Source organism: Acidovorax sp. SUPP2539, assembly GCF_030158975.1.
Classification (GTDB): domain Bacteria; phylum Pseudomonadota; class Gammaproteobacteria; order Burkholderiales; family Burkholderiaceae_C; genus Paracidovorax.
The window spans coordinates 675,808-697,009 of record NZ_BQXJ01000002.1 but is presented as its reverse complement, the minus strand read 5'-3'; the positions used below and the strand labels follow the sequence as shown (position 1 = coordinate 697,009).

Annotated in this window: 20 protein-coding genes; 9 read left to right on the top strand and 11 right to left on the bottom strand. The window is 68.1% G+C overall.

Going from position 1 to position 21,202, the window contains the following annotated elements:
- Positions 1-5 precede the first annotated feature (5 nt).
- From AVTE2539_RS10775 to urtA, 8 genes are all read right to left on the bottom strand, one after another.
- On the bottom strand, positions 6-491 hold the full coding sequence (locus tag AVTE2539_RS10775) for a hypothetical protein (protein ID WP_284410473.1): 486 nt from the start codon (positions 489-491) through the stop codon (positions 6-8).
- A gap of 140 nt (positions 492-631) precedes the next feature.
- Positions 632-988, bottom strand: coding sequence for an FmdB family zinc ribbon protein (locus AVTE2539_RS10770; protein ID WP_284410471.1), 357 nt, complete (start codon positions 986-988; stop codon positions 632-634).
- Positions 989-1,014: 26 nt separating this feature from the next.
- On the bottom strand, positions 1,015-2,241 hold the full coding sequence (gene fmdA / locus AVTE2539_RS10765; protein ID WP_272566030.1) for a formamidase: 1,227 nt from the start codon (positions 2,239-2,241) through the stop codon (positions 1,015-1,017).
- Positions 2,242-2,315: 74 nt separating this feature from the next.
- On the bottom strand, positions 2,316-3,005 hold the full coding sequence (urtE, locus tag AVTE2539_RS10760) for an urea ABC transporter ATP-binding subunit UrtE (RefSeq protein ID WP_284410469.1): 690 nt from the start codon (positions 3,003-3,005) through the stop codon (positions 2,316-2,318).
- Between the two features lie 51 nt (positions 3,006-3,056).
- Positions 3,057-3,800: an urea ABC transporter ATP-binding protein UrtD gene (urtD, locus tag AVTE2539_RS10755; protein WP_284410467.1), complete on the bottom strand. Its 744-nt coding sequence runs from the start codon at positions 3,798-3,800 to the stop codon at positions 3,057-3,059.
- Positions 3,801-3,824: 24 nt separating this feature from the next.
- Complete coding sequence (urtC, locus tag AVTE2539_RS10750) at positions 3,825-5,027, bottom strand: urea ABC transporter permease subunit UrtC (protein ID WP_284410464.1); 1,203 nt, start codon at positions 5,025-5,027, stop codon at positions 3,825-3,827.
- Positions 5,028-5,076: 49 nt separating this feature from the next.
- Positions 5,077-5,991, bottom strand: coding sequence for an urea ABC transporter permease subunit UrtB (urtB, locus tag AVTE2539_RS10745; RefSeq protein WP_284394685.1), 915 nt, complete (start codon positions 5,989-5,991; stop codon positions 5,077-5,079).
- A 203-nt stretch (positions 5,992-6,194) separates the two neighbouring features.
- Complete coding sequence (urtA, locus tag AVTE2539_RS10740) at positions 6,195-7,460, bottom strand: urea ABC transporter substrate-binding protein (RefSeq protein WP_284410462.1); 1,266 nt, start codon at positions 7,458-7,460, stop codon at positions 6,195-6,197.
- A gap of 173 nt (positions 7,461-7,633) precedes the next feature.
- Between urtA and AVTE2539_RS10735 the strand changes: the two genes are divergently transcribed.
- Together AVTE2539_RS10735 and AVTE2539_RS10730 are read left to right on the top strand one after the other, a co-directional pair.
- Entirely contained in the window at positions 7,634-11,071 is a 3,438-nt protein-coding gene (locus AVTE2539_RS10735; RefSeq protein WP_284410460.1) for a hybrid sensor histidine kinase/response regulator, read from the top strand.
- Positions 11,055-11,972, top strand: coding sequence for a response regulator transcription factor (locus tag AVTE2539_RS10730; RefSeq protein ID WP_284410458.1), 918 nt, complete (start codon positions 11,055-11,057; stop codon positions 11,970-11,972). The genes AVTE2539_RS10735 and AVTE2539_RS10730 overlap by 17 nt, the downstream gene beginning before the upstream one ends.
- Here AVTE2539_RS10730 and AVTE2539_RS10725 read toward each other — a convergent pair.
- Positions 11,969-12,955, bottom strand: coding sequence for a LysR family transcriptional regulator (locus tag AVTE2539_RS10725; RefSeq protein WP_284410456.1), 987 nt, complete (start codon positions 12,953-12,955; stop codon positions 11,969-11,971). The two genes, AVTE2539_RS10730 and AVTE2539_RS10725, sit on opposite strands and share 4 nt — an antisense overlap.
- Before the next feature lie 261 nt (positions 12,956-13,216).
- Here AVTE2539_RS10725 and AVTE2539_RS10720 point away from each other — a divergent pair, with 261 nt between their 5' ends.
- Genes AVTE2539_RS10720 through AVTE2539_RS10700 form a run of 5 tightly spaced genes read left to right on the top strand, consistent with a single transcriptional unit; the run spans position 13,217 to position 17,808 of the window.
- On the top strand, positions 13,217-14,233 hold the full coding sequence (locus AVTE2539_RS10720) for an alpha/beta hydrolase (protein WP_284410704.1): 1,017 nt from the start codon (positions 13,217-13,219) through the stop codon (positions 14,231-14,233).
- A 10-nt stretch (positions 14,234-14,243) separates the two neighbouring features.
- Positions 14,244-15,233: an aldo/keto reductase gene (locus AVTE2539_RS10715; RefSeq protein WP_284410454.1), complete on the top strand. Its 990-nt coding sequence runs from the start codon at positions 14,244-14,246 to the stop codon at positions 15,231-15,233.
- Positions 15,234-15,248: 15 nt separating this feature from the next.
- Complete coding sequence (locus AVTE2539_RS10710; RefSeq protein ID WP_284410452.1) at positions 15,249-15,866, top strand: flavodoxin; 618 nt, start codon at positions 15,249-15,251, stop codon at positions 15,864-15,866.
- Positions 15,863-16,687: a (R)-mandelonitrile lyase gene (locus AVTE2539_RS10705; RefSeq protein ID WP_284410449.1), complete on the top strand. Its 825-nt coding sequence runs from the start codon at positions 15,863-15,865 to the stop codon at positions 16,685-16,687. Before AVTE2539_RS10710 ends, AVTE2539_RS10705 begins: the two co-directional genes overlap by 4 nt.
- A gap of 35 nt (positions 16,688-16,722) precedes the next feature.
- Positions 16,723-17,808, top strand: a complete 1,086-nt coding sequence (locus AVTE2539_RS10700) for an alpha/beta hydrolase (RefSeq protein ID WP_284410447.1) — start codon at positions 16,723-16,725, stop codon at positions 17,806-17,808.
- A gap of 91 nt (positions 17,809-17,899) precedes the next feature.
- Here the strand turns inward: AVTE2539_RS10700 and AVTE2539_RS10695 are convergent, their stop codons facing one another.
- Positions 17,900-18,655, bottom strand: a complete 756-nt coding sequence (locus tag AVTE2539_RS10695; protein ID WP_284410445.1) for an alpha/beta fold hydrolase — start codon at positions 18,653-18,655, stop codon at positions 17,900-17,902.
- A gap of 150 nt (positions 18,656-18,805) precedes the next feature.
- Positions 18,806-19,711 (bottom strand): LysR family transcriptional regulator, encoded by a 906-nt coding sequence (locus AVTE2539_RS10690; protein WP_284410442.1) that lies wholly within the window; start codon positions 19,709-19,711, stop codon positions 18,806-18,808.
- Positions 19,712-19,837: 126 nt separating this feature from the next.
- Here AVTE2539_RS10690 and AVTE2539_RS10685 point away from each other — a divergent pair, with 126 nt between their 5' ends.
- Together AVTE2539_RS10685 and AVTE2539_RS10680 are read left to right on the top strand one after the other, a co-directional pair.
- The gene (locus AVTE2539_RS10685) at positions 19,838-20,278 is read left to right on the top strand and encodes a DoxX family protein (RefSeq protein ID WP_284394691.1); all 441 of its coding nucleotides are present in this window, start codon (positions 19,838-19,840) and stop codon (positions 20,276-20,278) included.
- A 58-nt stretch (positions 20,279-20,336) separates the two neighbouring features.
- Positions 20,337-21,161: a DODA-type extradiol aromatic ring-opening family dioxygenase gene (locus AVTE2539_RS10680; RefSeq protein ID WP_284410439.1), complete on the top strand. Its 825-nt coding sequence runs from the start codon at positions 20,337-20,339 to the stop codon at positions 21,159-21,161.
- Positions 21,162-21,202: the final 41 nt, after the last annotated feature.

Here is a 21,202-nt window from a genome sequence, read left to right as displayed (position 1 = left end):
GGGGATCAATCACCACACCGCACCGCCCGAAGTGGCGCAACGGAGGCCGGTTCCCAGGGCGCGCGGCCGATCTGCGTGCCACCACCCCAACCGTACTCGAAGGGTTCGCCCTGCGGCGACGTGCCGAACGCGCTGATGCGCCCTTTGCCCACGTCGAAACCCCAGGCCTGTTCCAGCCGCGCGATCTCCAGCGGCGTCCCCGGCGGCAGCGTGCGGACCCGCTGCAGGCCGTGAAAGCGGTCGTTCGCCGTATCGCGCGGATGCGGTGAGAGCACGAGCGTCGGCGCATCACGCACCTGGTAGAGGCCGGATTCCTGCAGCAGCACCACACGGGCCGGCGCACGCAGCGGCAGGCATCCGCTGGAAGCCAGATCATGGCGGCCTTCACAGCCGACCAGTGCCGCGAGAAGCGGCAGCCACGCCAGTCCAGCCCGGCGGCCGCAAACCGCCAGGCGCCAGGGCTCAACCCACCTTGCAACACGATTTGCCATGGGCGAAATGTGTCGCAACAGGCACCGCCCAGGGGTAAGACAACATCGCAGCCGTGCTTCTAGGGGGCGCCATGGCCCCGTTGCTCAGGCCATGCGTTGCCGCAGGGCGGTGCCCCACGGCCCGCCGAAATCCCGATCGCCTAGTGGCTGATCATCCAGGGCCGCTTGGACGGAAACGCCTTTGCTCCGTTCGCCGCCGTCACCGTGGCGCTGCGCTTGCCAGAGCCGCAGCAGCCGCACCCCGCCGGATGGCGCATCCGGCCGTAACTGCCTTCGTCTCCGTTGTGGGAGGAGCGCGGCGCATGCTGCGCCCGCTCGTTGGTGTCGAACGCACGGCGCTGCTCCGGGCTCACGCAGGCCAGCCGGGGAGCGCTGGCGAAGACGCGGGGGGATTCAGCGCTGCACCGGGGGCAGGCAGCGGGCTCGTTGCGCAGCGCCAGGCTGCGCAAGGCATCGAAACCGCCACACGTGGCGCACTGGTAGTCGTAGGTGGGCATGGCGCGGGGTCCTGTCGTGGCGGGAATCAGACGAGGTCGGGCGACAGCGGCATGTCGATGCTGCCGTCCAGCATCTTCACCGGGCCGCTGGCGTTCGGGTTGATGTCGAACTCGAAGATCTGCGTCGGCAGCCACAGCGTGGCGCAGGCGTTGGGCACATCGACCACGCCGCTGATGTGGCCCTGCACCGGGGCCGTTCCCAGGATCGAATACGCCTGGGCGCCGCTGTATCCGAACTTCTTCAGGTACTCGATCGCGTTCAGGCAGGCCTGGCGGTAGGCCACGTTCACGTCCAGGTAGTACTGCTTGCCCGCCTCGTCGACCGAGATGCCTTCGAAGATCAAATAATCGTTGTAGGTCGGCACGATCGGGCTGGGCTTGAAGATGGGGTTCTTGATGCCGTACTTGGCCATGCCGCCCTTGATCAGCGTCACCTTCATGTGCACCCAGCCGGCCATTTCGATCGCGCCGCAGAACGTGATTTCGCCATCACCCTGGCTGAAATGCAGGTCGCCCACCGAGAGGCCCGCGCCGTCGACATAGACCGGGAAGAACACCTTCGATCCGCGCGACAGGTCCTTGATGTCGCAGTTGCCCCCGTGCTCGCGCGGCGGCACGGTGCGCGCGCCTTCGGCCGCGGCCTTGGCCTTGGCTTCGCCGGTCAGGCGGCCCATGTGGGCGGTGCCGGCCGAGGGGGGGTTGGCCAGGCCGGCGGTGGGATCGGTGTCGATGAGCTTTTGCTCACGCTCGTTCCAGAGGTCGAGCATTTTCTTGTCGGGCAGGCACCCGATCAGGCCGGGGTGGATCAGGCCGGCGAAGTTGACGCCCGGGATGTGGCGCGAGCTGGTGAACATGCCCTTGAAGTCCCAGATCGATTTCTGCGCCTCGGGGAAATGCTCGGTCAGGAAGCCGCCGCCGTTCTTCTTGGAGAAGAAGCCGTTGAAGCCCCACAGGCTGTCCTGCTTGGCGCCGATGTCGAGCAGGTCCACCACCAGCAGGTCGCCTGGCTCCGCGCCCTTGACGCCCACCGGGCCCGAGAGGTAGTGCACCGTGGTCAGGTCGATGTCGCGCACGTCGTCGGCGCTGTCGTTGTTCTTGATGAAGCCGCCGGTCCAGTCGAAGGTTTCCAGAATGAAATCGTCGCCCGGGTTCACCCAGCAAGCCATCGGAATGTCGGGGTGCCAGCGGTTGTGGATGTTCTCGTTCTGGGTCGGCGATTGGCTCAGATCGACGTGGATGAGGGTTTCAGCCATGGCGTGCTCCTGGAAAGTGAAGGGAAGAGAAGGCGAGAGGGAAGGAACGGAAATCCGTCGCGGGCAGTGACCGTTCACACGGACAGGTAGGCCTTGATGCGCTGCTGGTCGGTGTCAGCGCGAGCGGTTTCATGCACCAGGCGGCCGCCTTCGATCACGAACAGGCGGTCGGCCACGTCCATGGCGAACGAGAGCACCTGCTCGCTCACCACGATGGTGATCTGGCGCAGCTTGCGGATCTCGTTGAGCGCGCGGGCGATGTCCTTGATGATCGAAGGCTGGATGCCCTCGGTGGGCTCGTCCAGAAGCAGCACCTTGGGATCGGTCACCAGCGCACGGGCGATGGCCAGCTGCTGCTGCTGCCCGCCCGAAAGATTGCCGCCCTTGCGCCGGCGCATGTCCCACAGCACCGGGAACAGCGCATAGATCTCTTCGGGGATCTGGCGGGTCTTCGAGTTCTCCAGGCCGGTCTGGATGTTCTCCTCCACCGTCAGCGTGGGAAAGATCATGCGGCCCTGCGGCACGTAGGCGATGCCTTTGGCCACGCGCCGAAAGCTCTCGTCCCGCGTCACCTCCTGGCCGGCCACGCTGATGCAGCCGCTCTTGACCGGCATCACGCCCATCAGGCTCTTGAACAGCGTGGTCTTGCCCATGCCGTTGCGGCCCATGATGGCCACGGTTTCATTGGCGCGGCCTTCGAACGAGATGCCGTGCAGCGCTTCGCTCTGCCCATAGGCGACGTGCAGGTCTGTGACTTTCAGCATGGATTGAGGCTCCAGAAAACTCAGGGCGTGGGCAAAGGACAGCGGCGCGTCTCAGTGGCCGAGGTACACGTCGATCACCTTGGGGTCGTTCTGGACCTTGTCCATCGACCCTTCGGCCAGGATCTTTCCCTGGTGCATCACGGTGACCTTGTGCGCGATGCGCTTGACGAACTCCATGTCGTGCTCGATCACGATCACCGCGCGGTTCCTGCAGATGCGCTGCAGCAGCTCGGCCGTGAGTTCACGCTCGCGCGCGCTCATGCCGGCGATGGGCTCGTCCAGCATCAGCAGCTCGGGCTCCTGCATCAGCAGCATGCCGATCTCCAGCCATTGCTTCTGGCCGTGCGAGAGCAGGCCGGCCTCGGTGGCGAGCAGCCCGCCCAGGCCGATGTCGTCGGCCACGTCCTGCACCCGCTCCTTCACCGCGCTGGTGCAGCGAAAGGCCAGCGCGCCGAACACGGTGCGCCCGGTGGGATAGGACACCTCCAGGTTCTGGAAGACCGACAGGTTCTCGTAGATGGACGGCGTCTGGAACTTGCGGCCGATGCCCAGCCGCACGCGCTTGTGCTCGGCCATGCGCGTCAGCTCCTCGTTCTTGAACTTGATGCTGCCGCTGGTGGCGCGCGTCTTGCCGCAGATCAGGTCCAGCAGCGTTGTCTTGCCCGCGCCGTTGGGGCCGATGATCACGCGCAGCTCGTTCCTGTCCACGTACAGCGTGAGGGTGTCGATGGCCTTGAAGCCGTCGAACGAGACGGTCAGGTCTTCCACGGCCAGGGCGAAGTCGGTGTTGCTCATGGGAGGTGCTCCGGTTGCGTGCGCTCAGGCGCTCTGGCGGCGGGTGCCTTCGGGCAGGCCGGGCTCGTGCGCCGCCGGCTCGGTATCCACCGCGGCGCTGCGTGCCGCGGCGGCGTGCGGCGCGGGCACCGCCGCCTGGCGCAAGGCCTCGCGGCGGCCCTTCCACCAGGGCACGATGCGGCTTTCCCACAGGCCGGCCAGCCCCAGCGGGAAGGCCATGGTCACGCCAATGAACAGCCCCGCCATGAGGAACAGCCACAAGTCGGGAAAGCTCTCCGAGAAGTACGTCTTGCCCGCGTTCACCAGCAGCGTGCCGTACACCGCGCCCACCAGGCTCATGCGCCCGCCCACGGCGGCGTAGATCACCATCTCGATGGACGGCACGATGCCCACGAAGCTCGGCGACATGAAGCCCACCTGCAGCGTGAACAGCGCACCGCCGATGCCTGAGAGCGCCGCCGCCAAGCAGAAGGTGAAGACCTTGAAATTGGCCACGTCGTAGCCCGAGAAGCGCACGCGGTCTTCCTTGTCGCGCATGGCCAGCAGCAGCGTGCCCAGTTTGCTGGTCTGGATGAAGCGGCACAGCACGATGGACAGCACCAAAAGTGCCACGCACACGTAGTACAGGATGTACTTGGCGCTGTCGGTGCGTGTGTCCCATCCCCAAAGGGTCTTCAGGTCGGTCATGCCGTTCACGCCGCCCGTGTAGCCCTGCTGGCCGATGATGAGCACCGTGCAGATCAGCGCCACCGCCTGCGTGATGATGGCGAAGTACACCCCGCCCACGCGGCGCTTGAACATGGCGAAGCTCACGATCCAGGCCAGCAGCGTAGGCACCACGATCACCGCCGCCAGCGCGAACGGCAAACTCTTGAAAGGCACCCAGAAGGCGGGCAGCTCGGTGATCTGGTTCCAGTCCATGAAGTCGGGGATGCCGGGCGTGGACTGGATCCTGGTGCTCACGGGATCGGAGGCTTCGAGCTTGAGGAACATCGCCATGGCATAGCCGCCCAGTCCGAAGAACACGCCCTGCCCCAGGCTGAGCACACCGCCATAGCCCCACACCATCACCAGGCCGATGGCCACGAAGGCATAGGTGAGGTACTTGCCCACGAGGTTCAGCCGGAAGATGTCCAGGGCAAGCGGCAGCACCACGGCCAGCAGCACCGTGAGCAGCACCAGGCTGGCCAACTGGTAGCGCAGGATCCAGGCTTTAAGGGCATTCATGGGACGACTCCGGTGGGTGCAGGGTGGGGGAAAAGCAGTGGGCGCGCGTTCAGCGGCGCACCTTCGAGGCGAACAGGCCCTGCGGCCGCACCATCAGGATCAGCACGATCAGCGACAGCGTGATCACCTTGGCCATGGAGCCGGCCAGGAAGAACTCGGTGATCGACTGCGTCTGCGCGATGCCGAAGGCCGACACCACCGTGCCCAGCAGGCTCGCCGCGCCGCCGAAGGTGACGACGAGGAACGCATCAACGATGTAGAGCGAGCCCGAGGTGGGCCCCGTGGAGCCGATGGTGGTGAACGCAGCGCCCGCCACCCCCGCGATACCGCAGCCGATGGCAAAGGTGAGGCGGTCGGTCTTCTTCGTATCGATGCCGATGGCGTTGGCCATTACCCGGTTGCTGACCGTGGCGCGTACCCGCAGGCCCCAGCGGCTCCTGTGCAGCGCGAGCAGCACGCCCGCCGTCACCACCAGCGTGAGCGCCAGCACGAACAGGCCGTTGATGGGAATGTCCAGCCCCTCGGCGGGCGCCCACGATCCGAGCAGCCAGTCGGGCAGGGTCGGGCTCACTTCCTTGGGGCCGATGAAGGTGCGAAAGCACTGCTGCAGCCCCAGGCTGATGCCCCAGGTGGCCAGCAGGGTGTCCAGCGGGCGCTTGTACAGGTGGCGGATCAGGCCCCACTCCACCAGCCAACCCGCGATGAACGCGAAGCCGAAGGCCGCGGCGATGGCCAGCGGGAAATAGAACGGCATCCACTGCGGCGCGTGCGTGGACGCGAGCGTGGAGCCCAGGTAGATGGTGTAGGCGCCGATGGTCATGAACTCGCCGTGCGCCATGTTGATGACACCCATCTGGCCGAAGATGATCGCCAGCCCCAGGCCCATGAGCAGCAGCACGGCGAACAGGCTCAGGCCGGCGAAGCCCTGCATCAGGCCGATGTTCATCATTTCGGAAAAGGTCATGGTGCAGCTCCTGCGTGCAAGCCCATCAAGGAAAAAATACCGATGCGGCAGTGCCGCCCTCACGACGGTCCGCACCAGGCGCGGGACTGACGACCGGCGCGGCCTCATGCCGGGGACACCGAGGAAGGGCCGCCCCGCACCGAAGGTGTCGTCCCCCTCCCGCGCAGCGAGAGGGGGAAGGCGCGCAGCGCCTCAGGGGGTGGTCACTGGTATCCCTTGGGGAAGGGATCGGGCTTGATGAGTTCGGGCGATTCGGCCACCACCTTGAACGTGGCGTCCGGCAGCCCCTGCGCGATGCGCGACTTGCTCCACAGGTGGTGGTTGACGTCCACCTTCACGTAGCCCTCGGGCGCGGTCTTGAGTTCGATGCCCGGCGATGCGGCCACCACCTTGTCCACGTCGAAGCTCTTGGCCTTCTCGACAGCGGCCTTCCACAGCCAGGGGCCCAGGTAGCCCGCCTGCGTGACGTCGCCGATCACCGCATTGGGGCCGTACTTGGCCTTGAAGGCGGCCACGAACTTCTTGTTGTTCTCGTTGTCCAGCGACTGGAAGTACTTCATCGATGAATAGAAGCCCGCGAAGTTCTCGCCGCCCACGCCGGTCATCTCGTCCTCGGTGACCGACAGCGTCACCAGCAGCTGCTTGTCGCCCGTGATGCCCGCCGCCTTGAGCGCCTTGTAGAACGCCACGTTGGAGCCGCCCACCACGGCGACGAACAGGCAGTCGGGCTTTTGCACCTTGATCTTGTTCATGAGCGAGCCGAAGTTGGTGCTGCCCAGCGGGTAGTACTCCTCGCCCACGACCTTGCCCTTCTGGAAGTTCTCCACGTGCTTGCGCGCGATCTTCATCGAGGTGCGCGGCCAGATGTAGTCCGAGCCGATCAGGAAGAAGGTCTTGGCCTTCTTCTCGGTCTTGGCCCATTCCAGGCTGTACAGGATCTGCTGCGTGGCCTCCTGGCCGGTGTAGATCACGTTCTTGGACTGCTCCAGGCCCTCGTAGAACGTGGGGTAGTACAGCAGGCCGTTCTCCTTCTCGAACACGGGCAGCACGGCCTTGCGCGATGCGCTGGTCCAGCAGCCGAACACGGCGGCGCAGTGGTCGTTGATGAGCAGCTTCTTGGACTTTTCGGCGAACGTCGGCCAGTCGGAGGCGCCGTCTTCCTTGATGACCTTGATCTTGCGGCCCAGCACGCCGCCCATGGCGTTGATCTGGTCGATGGCGAGCTGCTCGGCCTGGATCGATCCCGTCTCCGAGATGGCCATGGTGCCGGTCGCCGAATGCAGCTGGCCCACGGTGACCTCGGTGTCCGTCACCGCCAGCTTGGTGGTGTTGACCTGCGCCGTGGGCTGCGCGAAGGACCATGCGGGCAGGCCCGCCACCGAGGCGGCCCCCATGGCCTGCAGCAGCCGGCGGCGGCCCGCATCCGCGGCCAGGAGGGGGGAGACATTCGGATCGAGGGGGTGCTTCATGGGAGCGCTCCTTGCAACAGGCAATACGGGGTGGTTGGATGGCGTCGGTGGTTCCGCGCTGGGGCCAAGATTAGGGACAACCCTGCTGCGCGCCCATACGTCAATTGACGTAGCCGCCCGCCCGGCCCCGGCGTACGGCGCGGACAAGAACGTTTCTTGCATGCAGGCCCGGCATGGCCCCGATCGCACCGCCCACCCCCCAGACCGCGCCGCAGACCATTTTTCGGTTCCGCCGCGAATACAACGCCTGGGTGGCCGACGAGACGATGGAGGACTACGCGCTGCGCTACACGCCCAAGGGCTTTCGGCGCTGGAGCGAATGGCGCGTGGCCAACACGGCGTTCGGCTCGCTGTCGTTCCTGGCGCTCGAAGCCATCGGCGGCGCCATCGCGCTCAACTACGGCTTCGCCAATGCGATGTGGGCCATCCTGGCGGTGGGCGTGCTGATCTTTCTCACCGGCCTGCCGATCGCCTACTGCGCGGCGCGCTACGGGCTGGACATGGACCTGCTCACGCGCGGCGCGGGCTTCGGCTACCTGGGCTCCACCATCACCTCGCTGATCTACGCGGTGTTCACCTTCATCTTCTTCGCGCTGGAGGCCGCCATCATGGCGCTGGCACTGCAGATGGTGGTGGACTGGCCGCTGCAGTGGTGCTATGTGCTGTCGTCCCTCGTGATCCTGCCGCTGGCCATGCGCGGCATCACGCTCATCTCCCGGCTGCAGGCGTGGACGCAGCCGCTGTGGCTCTTCCTGCTGCTGCTGCCCTTCGTGTGGATCGCGCTCGCGCAGCCGCAGCTGTACCGCGACTTCGCGGGGCTGTCGGGCCTCAAGAGCGGCAGCAGCCAGTTCGATCCGCTCATGTTCGGCGCCGCGGCGGCGGTGATCTTCTCCCTGGTGGTGCAGATCGGCGAGCAGGTGGACATCCTGCGCTTTCTGCCCGAGCGCACCGCCGCCAACCGCTGGCGCTGGTGGGGCGCGGTGCTGGTGGCCGGCCCGGGCTGGATCGTGATGGGCATGCTCAAGATGGCGGGCGGCGCGTTCCTCGCCTTCGCCGCGCTGCAGTTCGAGGTGGGAACGCACCGTGCGGCCGAGCCCACGCAGATGTTCCTGGCCGGCTTTCAGCAGGTCATGCAGGCGCTGGGGCTGCCGGGCCTGGCCGTGGCGGTCACGGTGGTGTTCGTGGTGGTCTCGCAGGTGAAGATCAACGTGACCAATGCCTACGCGGGCTCGCTCGCCTGGTCCAATTTCTTCGCCCGCATCACGCGCAGCCACCCGGGACGCGTGGTGTGGCTGGTGTTCAACGTGGGCATCGCCACGCTCCTGATGACGCTGGGCGTGTTCGGCGCGCTGGAGAAGGTGCTGGCCGTGTACAGCAACGTGGCCATCGCCTGGGTGGGTGCGCTGGTGGCCGATCTCGTCATCAACAAGCCGCTGGGCCTGTCGCCCCGGGGCATCGAGTTCCGGCGGGCGCATTTGTACGACTTCAACCCCGTGGGCCTGGGGGCCATGGTGCTGGCGGCCGCCGTGGCCTGCTGCGCCTACGCCGGCCTGCTGGGCGACCATGCGGCCGCGTTCTCTCCCTTCATCGCGCTGGCGCTGTCGATGGCGCTGTCGCCGCTGCTGGCCTGGGCCACCGGCGGGCGCTACTACCTGGCCCGCATGCCGGACACGCTGTGGAAGCCCGGCGAGTCCGTGCGTTGCGCGGTGTGCGAGAACCCGTTCGAGTCCGAAGACATGGCCCGCTGCCCGGCTTACGGCGCGCCCATCTGCTCGCTGTGCTGCTCGCTCGAATCGCGCTGCCACGACCGCTGCAAGACCGGCTCGCGCGCGGCCGACCAATTGCGCGCGGTGGCCGCGCTGCTGCTGCCGCGCACCTGGGCGGCCCGGGTGAACTTCCGCCTCGGCCAGTACCTGATGGTGCTGGTGTCGCTGTGCGCGGTGATGGCGTTCCTGGTGGGCGTGGTCTATGTGCAGGAGGGGCTGGAGACACCGGCCCAGTTCCTGCGCACCCCGTTCCTGAAGGTGTTCGCCCTGCTGTCCCTGCTGGCGGCCGTGTGCGCCTGGTGGGTGGTGCTCAGCACCGACAGCCGGCGCATGGCGCAGGACGAGTCCGAGCGGCAGACGCAGCTGCTGCTGCAGGAGATCGAAGCCCACAAGCGCACCGATGCCGAGCTGCAGGCCGCCAAGGACCGGGCCGAATCCGCCAGCATGGCCAAGACGCGCTACGTGGCCGGCATGACGCACGAGCTGCGCTCGCCGCTCAACAGCATCCTCGGCTACACGCAGATCCTGCTCAAGAACCCCGAGACCGACGGCTGGATGCGCGAGACGCTGTCCACCATGCAGCACAGCGGCCAGCACATGCACGCGCTGATCGACGGCTCGCTCGAGCTGGCCCGCATCGAGGCGGGCCGGCTGCGGCTGGACCTGGCGCCGCTGCCGCTGGCCGAGCTGATCCGCAATGTCGAAGGCATGCTGCGCCCGCAGGCCGAGGCCCGGGGCCTGGCCTTCGTGGTGGAGACGCTGGGCACCGTGCCCGACTGGATCCGGGCCGATGGAAAGCGGCTGCGCCAGATCCTCATCAACCTGCTGTCCAACGCCGTGCGCTTCACCCAGCAGGGCGAGGTGCGGCTGCGCCTGGACTTTCGCCCGCACGTCTCGCGCATCGAGGTGATCGACACCGGCATCGGCATCGAGCCGCAGGACCTGGAGCGCATCTTCCTGCCGTTCGAGCGCGGCAGCGCCGGGCGCCGCGCGAGCGAGGCGGGCACGGGCCTGGGCCTCACCATCACGCACCTGCTCACCGAACTCATGGGGGGCCAGCTCACCGTGGCCAGCCGGCACGGGCAGGGCAGCACCTTCACCGTGCGGCTGTACCTGCCCGGCATCTCCCCCGACCCGGCCTGGCGCCCCACGCACGCCGTGGCCCTGCGGCCTGTCATCGGCCACATCGCGCCGCGCCGCACGCTGCTGGTGGTGGACGACCAGCCGCTGCAGCGCCAGCTGCTGGCCGGGTTGCTGGTGCCGCTGGGGTTCACCGTGCGCGAGGCAGCCAGCGGCCGCGAATGCCTGGAGATCGTGCGGCAGGCGCCCCCCGACCTCGTGCTGCTGGACATCACCATGGACGACCTCGACGGCTGGCAGACGGCCGCCCTGCTGCGGGCGCTGCGCCCGGCGGCAGCGCTGCCGATCGTCTTCGTCTCGGCCAACCAGTTCGACAACGAGCCCACGCGGCTGGGAGCGGCCGAGTACCAGGGTTTCGTGGGCAAGCCCATCATCGAATCGGAGCTGCTGCAGGCCCTGCAGGCCGCCCTGCAACTGGAATGGGTGCACGACAACACGCCGGCCAAGGCCCCTGCCACCCCGGGATCGCCACCCGCCAGCCCCGCGCCGCCGCCCCACACCCTGCCTGCCGAGCTGCGCGAAGACCTGAACCGCCTGGCGCGGCAGGGCCAGGCCGCCGCCGTGCGCGAGCGGCTGCGCAGCGCACGCGAAGGCCTGCCTGGCCATGCCGCCGCGCTGGCGCAGCTGCAGGCCTGCGCGGACCGCTTCGACTTCGATGCCCTGGCCCACCTTCTGCGAGAACCCGAACATGACGAACTCCCCTGACAGCGTGCAGGCCGCCGCCCCGCGCCGCGTCATCCTGGTGGTGGACGATGCGCTGGACACCCTGCGCATGTTGTGCGATGCGCTGGCAGGCGAAGGCTATGCCGTGCTGGCCGCGCGCGATGCCGACGAGGCCATCGAGCGCTTCGAGGTGACCGTGCCCGACGGCATGCTGCTCGATGCGGTGATGCCCGGCACCGACGGCTTCGCGCTGTGCCGCCGCATCAAGGCCACGCCGCCGTGGGCGCACGTGCCCATCGTCTTCATGACCGGGCTGTCGGAGACCGAGCAGATCCTGCGCGGCTTTGCCAGCGGCGGCGTGGACTATGTGGTCAAGCCCCTGCGCATTCCCGAGGTGATGGCCCGGCTGGCCACCCACGTGGCCAACGCGCAGGCGGCCCGGCTGGCGCGCGAGGCCGTGGACGTGGCGGGCCTGGGCGTGGTCGTGCTCGACGGCCAGGACCGCATCGCCTGGCGCTCGCCGCAGGCCACGCGCTGGCTGGAGGCCGCCTTCGGCGGGCACGGCGACGCTCCCGCGGGCGACCCCGCGCGCTGGCTGGCGCAGGCCCAGCGGCAGGGCGAAGCCAGCACGCCCCTGCCCGGCGGCCTCCAGTTGCAGGCCCGCCACCTGGGCGCGAGCGGCCTGGCCGAGTCGATGCTGCTGCTGAGCCAGGGCCCGGCCGCAGGCACCGCCGCGCCGCGGTTGCCGCCCGTGGCGCTGACCCCGCGCGAGACCGAGGTGCTGTCGTGGCTCGCCAAGGGCAAGACCAACCGCGACATCGCTGATATTTTGGGCATGAGCCCGCGCACCGTGAACAAGCACCTGGAGCACATCTTCGAAAAGCTCGGCGTGGAAACGCGCACCGCCGCGGCGGCGCTGGCAGGGCAGCTGCTGCAGGACTAGGGCCGGGCCACGGCGCCCTTCGACAACGCGCGCCTCGCTCCCTGCGTGGCCGAGGCCAGTTCCTTGCCGGAGAGCACGTAAGCGGGGCAATCGAGCAGGCGAGCGATCGCAAGGTCCAGGAACGCCCGCACCCGCCTGGGCTGGGCGGTGCGGTTTCCGTAGTAGATATGCAGGCCGATGTGGGTGCTGAGGTGCGCCACCAGCACGGGCACCAACCGCCCCGCCCGGATATGCGAGGCCGCGGAGAAATTCGCGAGCTGCCCGATCACCTGCCCCGACAGCACGGCCTGCAATTCCAGCTCGGAATCGTTGGTCGCGAACGCTGGCGACATCTGCCGGTGCTCGACCTTTCCATCGACGGTCAGATACCAGGCGGAGACCTTCCCCGTGGCCGGATGGCGGTACACGCTGCATCGGTGTGTGGCCAGATCCTCCAGCGTGTGGGGCATGCCGTGCGCAGCCAGATACGCCGGGGCGGCGCACACGATCATCTGGATCGGAAACAACTGGCGGCCGATCACCCCCTCCTGGGGCGATGCCCCGATTCTGAAACCGATATCGACCCGGTCCTGCACCCAGTTGCCAATGCCGTCGTCCAGGTGAACGTCCGGTTGAATGCCGGGATGGGCCTGGCAGAACTCGTCCAGCACCGGCATCAGGATTTCCGCAAAGGAGGTCCTGGGTCCGACGATGCGCAGGGGACCGGCAATGCCCTCCTTGCTCTGGCGGGCCGAGGCCAGGGCCCGGTCCAGCGCCGCCAGTGCCGGCTGTGTGCTCTCCAGCAGGTTCTGTCCCTCTTCGGTGAGCGCGAGATGGCGGGTCGTGCGGTGAAGCAGCCGAACACCGAGGTGCTGCTCCAGTTGGGCGATGGCCTGACTCGCCGCCTGCGGAGAGACCCCTTGCGCCAGGGCCGCCTGTCGGATGCTCCCCAGTTCGACGGCCTTGGCGAAGGTGGAGATCGCCTTGAATTCATTGATGGGCATGGTGGGTGTGACCGGATGAGAACACGCTGTCGGCGCGCCCCAGTATCAACCTTTACTTGCCACTGGTGCAAGCTGAAGCGGGCTAGTGGCTTGCAGCCCCACTGCCTAAAGTCCGAGGCAAGGGTGGAACGCTGCGCAGTCGCGATGACAACGATCCGTTGCCAGTCGCAGCGTGCGCAGCCACCCGGATTCCACAACCCTTTCTGGACAGGAGCCTCGCCCATGATTCCCAACCCATTGAAAACCACGCTTCTTGCGGCGATGGTCGGCATCGCCGGCGCAGAGGCCGTCGCGGCGGACCATGAGAAGAACCCCTTCACCCTGGTCTACGAAGGTGCGATCACCAGGAACGAGCCCGGCAAGGTTCAGATCCACCCCGTCAGATACGTGCTCAATGGCCTGGACATTTCCGCGAACGTCTACACGCCGGCCCATTTCGACCCCGCCAAGGCCTATCCCGCCGTCGTGGTCGCGCATCCGAACGGCGGGGTCAAGGAGCAGGTGGCGGGCCTGTACGCGCAACGACTGGCCGAGCAGGGCTACATCACGATCGCGGCGGATGCGGCCTACCAGGGTGCCAGCGGCGGGCTGCCTCGCAGCGTGGACAAACCCGCGAACCGCATCGAGGACATCCACGGCATGGCGGATTTCCTGGCGCGGTATGCCGGGGTGGACCCCCAGCGCATGGCGCTGCTGGGCCTGTGCGGCGGCGGTGGGTATTCGCTGGCTGCGGCCCAGACGGACAAGCGGTTCAAGTCGGTCGCGACGGTCAGCATGTTCAATTCGGGACGGGTGCGCCGCAATGGCTATGCGGATTCCCAACTCCACACCGTGCCGCAACGGCTGCAGCAGGCTTCGGCCGCCCGGGCGCAGGAGGCCGCGGGCGGAGAAGTCCTTTACGCAGGCGACGCCAACCTCACCGACGAGCAGATCGCAAAGCTGCCCTTCGACCTGTACCGCCAGGGCTACGCGTATTACTGGAAGACGCACGCACACCCGAACTCGACCTTCAAGTACACGATGAGCAGCCTGGTGGACCTGATGCGCTGGGATGCGACCGACCATATCGACCTGATCGAGCAGCCCTTGCTGATGATCGCCGGCAGCCAGGCCGACAGCCTGTACATGAGCGAGGACGCCTTCGCCAAGGCCACCGGCGCCAAGGACAAGGAACTGTTCAAGATCGAAGGGGCCACCCACATCGAGACCTATTGGGTCCCGCGCTACGTGAATGCGGCCATGGCCAAGCTGACTGCGTTCTACGCAAAGACGTTGTGAGGTGAACCCCATGGAAAAACGTCAACTGGGCCAATCCGGCCTGCAGGTGGCCGCACTGGGCCTGGGCTGCATGGGCCTGAGCCATGGCTATGGGCCGGCGACCGACCGGCAGCAGGCGGTCTCTCTCATCCGGGCCGCGGTGGAGCGCGGCGTGACCTTCTTCGACACCGCAGAGGTGTACGGCCCCTATCTCAACGAGGAGGTGGTCGGCGAAGCCTTGGCACCGATGCGCGATCAGGTCGTGATCGCCACCAAGTTCGGCTTCACCTTCGGGGACGACGGCAAGCAGCAGATTCTCAACAGCCGGCCCGAGCACATCCGCCGGGCGGTGGAGGGTTCGCTCAAGCGCCTGCGCACGGACGTGATCGACCTGCTCTACCAGCACCGGGTGGACCCCGATGTGCCGATCGAGGATGTCGCCGGCACCGTGAAGGCGCTGATCGCCGAAGGCAAGGTGCGCCACTTCGGCCTGTCGGAGGCCGGGGCGCAGACCATCCGCCGTGCCCACGCGGTGCAGCCGGTGACCGCCTTGCAGAGTGAATACTCCCTGTGGTGGCGCGAACCGGAGCAGGCGATCCTGCCGACCCTGGAAGAGCTGGGGATCGGCTTCGTACCGTTCAGCCCCCTGGGCAAGGGGTTTCTCACCGGGGCCATCGACCCGACCACGCCCTTCGGCCAGGACGACTTCCGCAGCATCGTGCCCCGCTTCAGTCCGCAGGCGCGCCAGGCCAACCAGGCGCTGGTCGAGTCCTTGGGCGCCATTGCGCAAGCCAAGGGCGTGACGCCCGCACAGGTGGCCCTGGCGTGGCTGCTGGCGCAAAAACCGTGGATCGTGCCCATTCCCGGAACGACGAAGCGGCACCGTCTGGACGAGAACCTGGGCGCGGCATCCCTGGCGCTTTCCGCCGACGATCTCCGCAGTATCGCGCGCGTGCTGGCCGAAGTGCCGATCAAAGGCGACCGCTATCCCGCAGCGCTGCAGGCGCGCGTGGGACGTTGATGCACAGGCGCTCGCATGGCATTCCCACCAGCAGCTGACCGGCGTGCGCTGATGGCCTCGCTGGCGGGGCTGTCGCTCGGCGGCCCGGCAGGCGCCAGCACCCGATCGGAGGGGCCGCGCCCAGGCCCATCGCCGACCACGCTGGTGGCCTGCTTCTCGCGCACCGGCAACACGCGCGTCGTGGCCGGCCTGATCCAGCGCGCCCACGGTGCCGATTTCTTCGAGATCCAGACGGCCGCGCCCTATCCCGCGGAATACCTCGCGGTGGTCGAGCAAGCCCGGAAAGAGCGCGACAGCGGCCTTGAACCCGCGCTGCATGCGCAGGTGCCGGGCATCGGCCGCTACGACACGATCTTCCTGGGCTTTCCGATCTGGGGCGAGACGGCACCTCCTGCCATCCGCTCGTTCCTCTCCACACACGATCTTGCAGGCAAGGCCTTGATCCCCTTCGTCACCCACGGGGGCTACGGATTGGGAAACAGCCCGTCCGTGCTCGCCGCCCATGCGCCGAAGGCGCGGCTGCACCGCGGCTTCGCCATGGAGGCGGACCAGGAGCGGCGCACCATGGCCCAGGTGACGCAATGGCTGCAAGCCCATCTCCCGTCCACCACACGCCAAGGAGGCACACCATGAAACCCATCGCAGCCGCTGCGCTTGCGCTCTCGATGCTGAACACCGCCGGCGCCGCCGAGCCGGAAATCCGGATCTCCCGCGCGGCCTCGCGCCCGGTGCAGTCGGCACCGGCGCAGAACTTCACCGGCACGGTCCAGGTCGAGATGCTCTTCACCCCCGACGGCGGCACCCGCACCTCGGCGGGCAAAGTCCGCTTCGCCCCCGGTGCCCGCACCGCGTGGCACACCCATCCGCTGGGCCAGACGCTGGTCGTGACGGAAGGGGTCGGCCGCGTGCAGCGCTGGGGTGGACCCGTCGAGGAAATACGTCCGGGCGATGTCGTGCGCATCCCGCCCCATGCACGCCACTGGCACGGCGCCGCACCGGACAGCGCCATGGCGCACATCGCCATCCAGGAAGCGCAGGACGGCAAGACCGTGGACTGGCTGGAGCCGGTCAGCGAACAGGACTACCAGGCAAAGCCGCGCACGGACACGCCCCCGACCCCCTCCGCTTCTGCGGCCCAGCCCTCCCGTGCCCAGCAGTTGCTCGGCGACGTCGCGCCGAAGCTGGCCCAGCTCACCGACGACGTGCTGTTCGGCGATGTCTGGGCCAGGCCGGGCCTGTCGCCGCGTGACCGGAGCCTGGTCACCGTCAGCGCACTGATTGCGATGAACCGCCCCGACCAGCTGCGCTCGCACATGGCGCTGGCGCGGCAAAACGGCGTCACCGAGTCGGAACTGGTCGAGGCCCTGACACACCTGGCGTTCTATGCGGGCTGGCCGAACGCCGTGACGGCTGCCGGCGTGGCGCGGGACGTCTTCAAGACCCCTGTCCAATGAGAAAGCACAAAGCCCCGACCCCGTGTAGGAACACCATGCAACGCCATCTCTGCAAGACCCTGACCGCGCTGCTCGGCGGCACGGTCGCTCTTCACGCCCATGCCGCGCCGCAGGAGACTGCGGCTTCTGCACCCATCGCCGTCCAGGCGCAGGGCAGTTTCGCGGTCGGCGGCACCGTCGTGCAAAGTCCTGGCACCTACGTCCTCGGACAGCCGGGACCGGCCGGGCAGACCTTGCACGGCGACCATGCCCGCGTGACCTACCAGATCCCGGTGAACGCGCGCCAACTGCCCCTGGTGATGTGGCACGGCTTCGGCGTGTTCTCCAAAACGTGGGAGACCACGCCCGATGGCCGCGAAGGGTTCCAGACGATCTTTCTGCGCCGCCGATTTCCGGTCTACCTCGTCGATCAGCCGCGCAGAGGGGGTGCCGGCCGCAGCACCGTGGCCGGCCAGATCACGGCGGAGCCCGACGAGCAGCGCTGGTTCAACGTTTTTCGCCTGGGTGTCTGGCCGAATTTCTATCCGCAGGTGCAGTTTCCGGGCGACCCGGAGTCCTTGAACCAGTTCTTTCGGCAAATGGCGCCCGACACCGGCCCCCTGGACAACCCCGTGGCCGTCGATGCCATGTCCGCGCTGTTCCGGCGCATCGGGCCCGGCGTGTTGGTGACGCACTCCTACAGCGGTGGGCTCGGCTGGAAGGCCGTCATGGACAACCCCGCCATCCGCGCCGTCGTCTCCTACGAGCCCGGAAGCGGCTTTGTGTTTCCCGAAGGCGAAGTGCCCCCCACCCTGCCCAGCCTGACCGGCCCGCTGAACGGGGTCGCGGTGCCGATGGCGCAGTTCAAGGCGCTCACGCGGATTCCCATCGTCCTCTACTACGGCGACAACATCCCTGCAGCGCCGAGCACTGACCCCGGACTGGACAACTGGCGCGTGCGGCTGGCAATGGCACGGCTGTGGGTCGAGGCCGTCAACCGGCATGGCGGCGACGCGAAGCTGGTGCTTCTTCCCGAGATCGGAATACGCGGCAACACGCACTTCCCGTTCTCCGACCTGAACAACGTGCAGGTGGCCGATCAGATGCAGCAGTTTCTGTCCAGCAAGCGGCTGGATCGATAGGGTGATTCGACAGACGGGCAGAGCGCCTGCTTGCAGGGAAAACCTTCGGACACGGGTTCGCGTGGCAGAGACAACAGCCTCTCCACCGGCTTCATACCTCGCCCAAAAACCGCCTCAGCCAACCCGTGACGGCATCGGGGCACTCCAGGGACGGCAGATGCGCCACGCCGTGCAACGCGATCCCCTGTGCATTCGGAATCTGGTCTGCAACCATCTGGGCGCGCTGCTGAACGTGGGGAAAATCCAGGTCACCCCAGACCACTTGGGCAGGCAACCGAATCTCCGCGAGCCTGCCGTACACCGGCACGTTGTCTGTCTCTCCGCCCCGGAGCCTGTTCGCGATGGCGATCGCATTCATCGCCAGGAACAGCTTTCGCGCGTCGCCCCCCACCCGGAGTTCGGGCGACAGGGGGCCATCCAGCCAGAGGCGTGCCTTGATCTGGTTCAGTGCCTCCCAGTCCCGCGCCTGCTCCGCGAGTTGCTGCGCTTGCAGCAGGCTTTCGATCTCGGGGGGATACGCCGGCGCCGGGGCGCCGCTGAGCGAGGGGGCGATCAGAAAGAGGCCCCGCACCCTGGACGGATGCGCCAACGCCATCTCCAGCGCGATGCGGCCGCCCTGGGAGCAGGCCACCACGACAGCCGGTTCCGTCACGCCCAGACCCTCCAGAACGGCCAGCCCATCCGCCATTGATGACGAATCGGCCGTGCGCAGGGGCGAGTCACCGAATCCGGGGCGGTCATAGGCCATCACCCGGCAGGTGCCGGCCAGTGCGCCCATCTGGGCCGCCCACATGCGCCTGTCGCACACCGCGGCGTGGAGGAACACGACGGGCAGGCCTTGCCCCATGGCCTGCACCGACAGCAGCGATCCTTGCGACGGGAGGGTCCTCGTTTCTGTCATCGCGCTCTCCAGGGGATCGCATGGCGTTGGAATGGGCTACCTTGGGTGGTGGGATCTCCGGCGGCGGCTGTGCGCATTGTCATCGGTGCGCGAGCGTCAGGACGGCAATGGCGCCCCACCCAGGCGCTCGGCCAGAAAGTCGATGAAGCTGCGCAGCTTGAGCGGCATCTGTCGCCGGCTGGCATAGACGGCATACAGCGTGCCCACGAACTCCGTATCGCCCGGCAGTTGCTCCAGCCGCCCGCTGGCCAGGTCGTCGTCCACCAGCCATGCGGGCAGGAAGGCCGCGCCCATGCCGGCCACCACGGCGTGGTAGCTCAGGGTGCTGTCACTGGACTTCATCACGGCGTCGATGTGCCGGTGCATGCCTTCCTGCAGGGCATTCTTGAGGCGCTCGAGTTGCACGTAGTTGGGCATGACCATCGGGATGGGCCGGGGCGCACCGCCCGAATCAACGCCCCCGTCGGGGCCGGGCTGGAAGCCGGGCGCCGCGACCAGATGGAACGCCATCTGGCACAGGGGCCGCGCGATCAGCTGGGGCGCGGGCTCGGCGGTCATGCGCAGCGCCACGTCGAACCCCTCCGAGACGAGGTCCACCATGCGGTTGTCCAGGTGCAGGTCCAGCCGCACCTCGGGGCATGCCCGGCGATAGTCGGCCAGCAGCCGGGCAAAGCGCGGCGTCGCACACCACACGGGGGCGCTGATGCGCAACTCGCCCCGCGGCCGGTTCTGCCCGTGGCCCACCGAGGCCGCGGCGGCGTCGAGCAGTTCCAGCGCCTGCCGGCCCTGCTCGTAGAAGGCCGTGCCGGCCTCCGTCAGGCTCATGCTGCGGCTCGTGCGGTGCAGCAGGCGCGCGCCCAGCGTGCGTTCCAGCCGGGCGATGTGCTTGCTCACCATGGGCGGCGCCATGCCCAGGCGGTCCGCGGCGGCACTGAAGCTGCCGGCTTCGACGATCGCCTGGAACACGCGCAGGCCGGTCAGTTCCAGGTCTGCAGGGTTCATGGTTGCCAAATAAGGAAAGGATGCCATCACTCTAACGCCATCGATTTCCTTTGGGGGAAATCTTAAATTGCGTCCAGTCCCATTCCCTTTCATCGCCACGCTCTGTGGCCCCCTTGGAGAACCGCCATGCCCGCCACCCCGTATTCGCCCACCGCCGCCACCCCGTCCGCGGGCCGGGCGCTGCGCATCGGCCTCTGGATCGCCCAGGTGCTGGTCGCCGCGGTGTTCTGCGCCTCGGGCGTCGTGAAGCTGACCACGCCCATTCCCGAACTGAGCGCGATGATGCCGTGGACGGGGCAGTACCCCGTCGCCTTCGTGCGGGCCATTGGGCTGATCGACATCGCGGGCGGCCTGGGCATCCTGCTGCCCGCGCTGACACGCATCCTGCCCCGGCTCACCGTGCTGGCGGCCCTGTGCTGCGTGGTGCTGCAGGGGCTCGCCATCGCCTTTCACCTGAGCCGGGGCGAGGCGATGGTGGTGCCGCTCAACCTCGTGCTGCTGGCGCTGTGCACCTTCGTGCTATGGGGCCGCGCCCGGCGCGCGCCGATCCGCCCGCGCGGCGCCTGACACCCTCGCCGGCGCCTTTCGCCCTCGACCGCCCCACCCACCCCCACGGACCACCGCCATGCACCCGCCCTCCTCCCCCCTGCCCACCTATTTCCTGTCGCACGGCGGCGGCCCCTGGCCGTACGTGCCCGAGATGCGCCGCACCATGCGCGCGCTCGAGCAATCGCTGCAGGACATCCCGCGCCAGATCGCCACCCGCCCGCAGGCCGTGCTGGTGGTGTCCGGCCACTGGGAGGACGAGGCCTTCGCCGTGATGTCCAGCCCCCGGCCGCCGATGGTGTACGACTACCACGGCTTTCCGCCCCACACCTACGAGGTGCGCTACCCGGCGCCGGGCGCGCCCGCCCTGGCGCAGCGGGTCTCGGCTCTCATCGGGGCAGCCGGCCTGCCCAGCAGGCTCGATGCCGAGCGGGGCTTCGACCACGGCACCTTCGCGCCGCTGCAGGTGATGTATCCGGCCGCCGACGTGCCGGTGATCCAGGTGTCGCTGCAGCGCGATCTGGACCCGGCCCAGCACCTGGCGCTCGGCCGCGCGCTGGCGCCGCTGCGCCATGAAGGCGTGCTGATCGTCGGCAGCGGGCTGAGCTACCACAACCTGCGCCGCTTCGGCGAGGCCGGGCGGGCGCCTTCGGTGGCGTTCGACCAATGGCTGCAGGACGCGCTGGTGCACGCGGATCCGGCCGACCGGCCCGCGCGGCTGATGGGCTGGGAAAGCGCGCCGGCGGCCCGCATCGCCCACCCGCGCGAGGACCACCTGATTCCGCTCATGGTCGCGGCTGGCGCGGCCGAGGCCGAACGGGCCGACTGCGTGTACCACGAGGAAGGCGTGTACGGCGGCGTGACGGCGTCAAGCTTTCGCTTCGGCGCCGGCTCGGCACACTGAAACGCCCGGCAACGCCTGGCCCGGGCGCTTCGGGCATCATG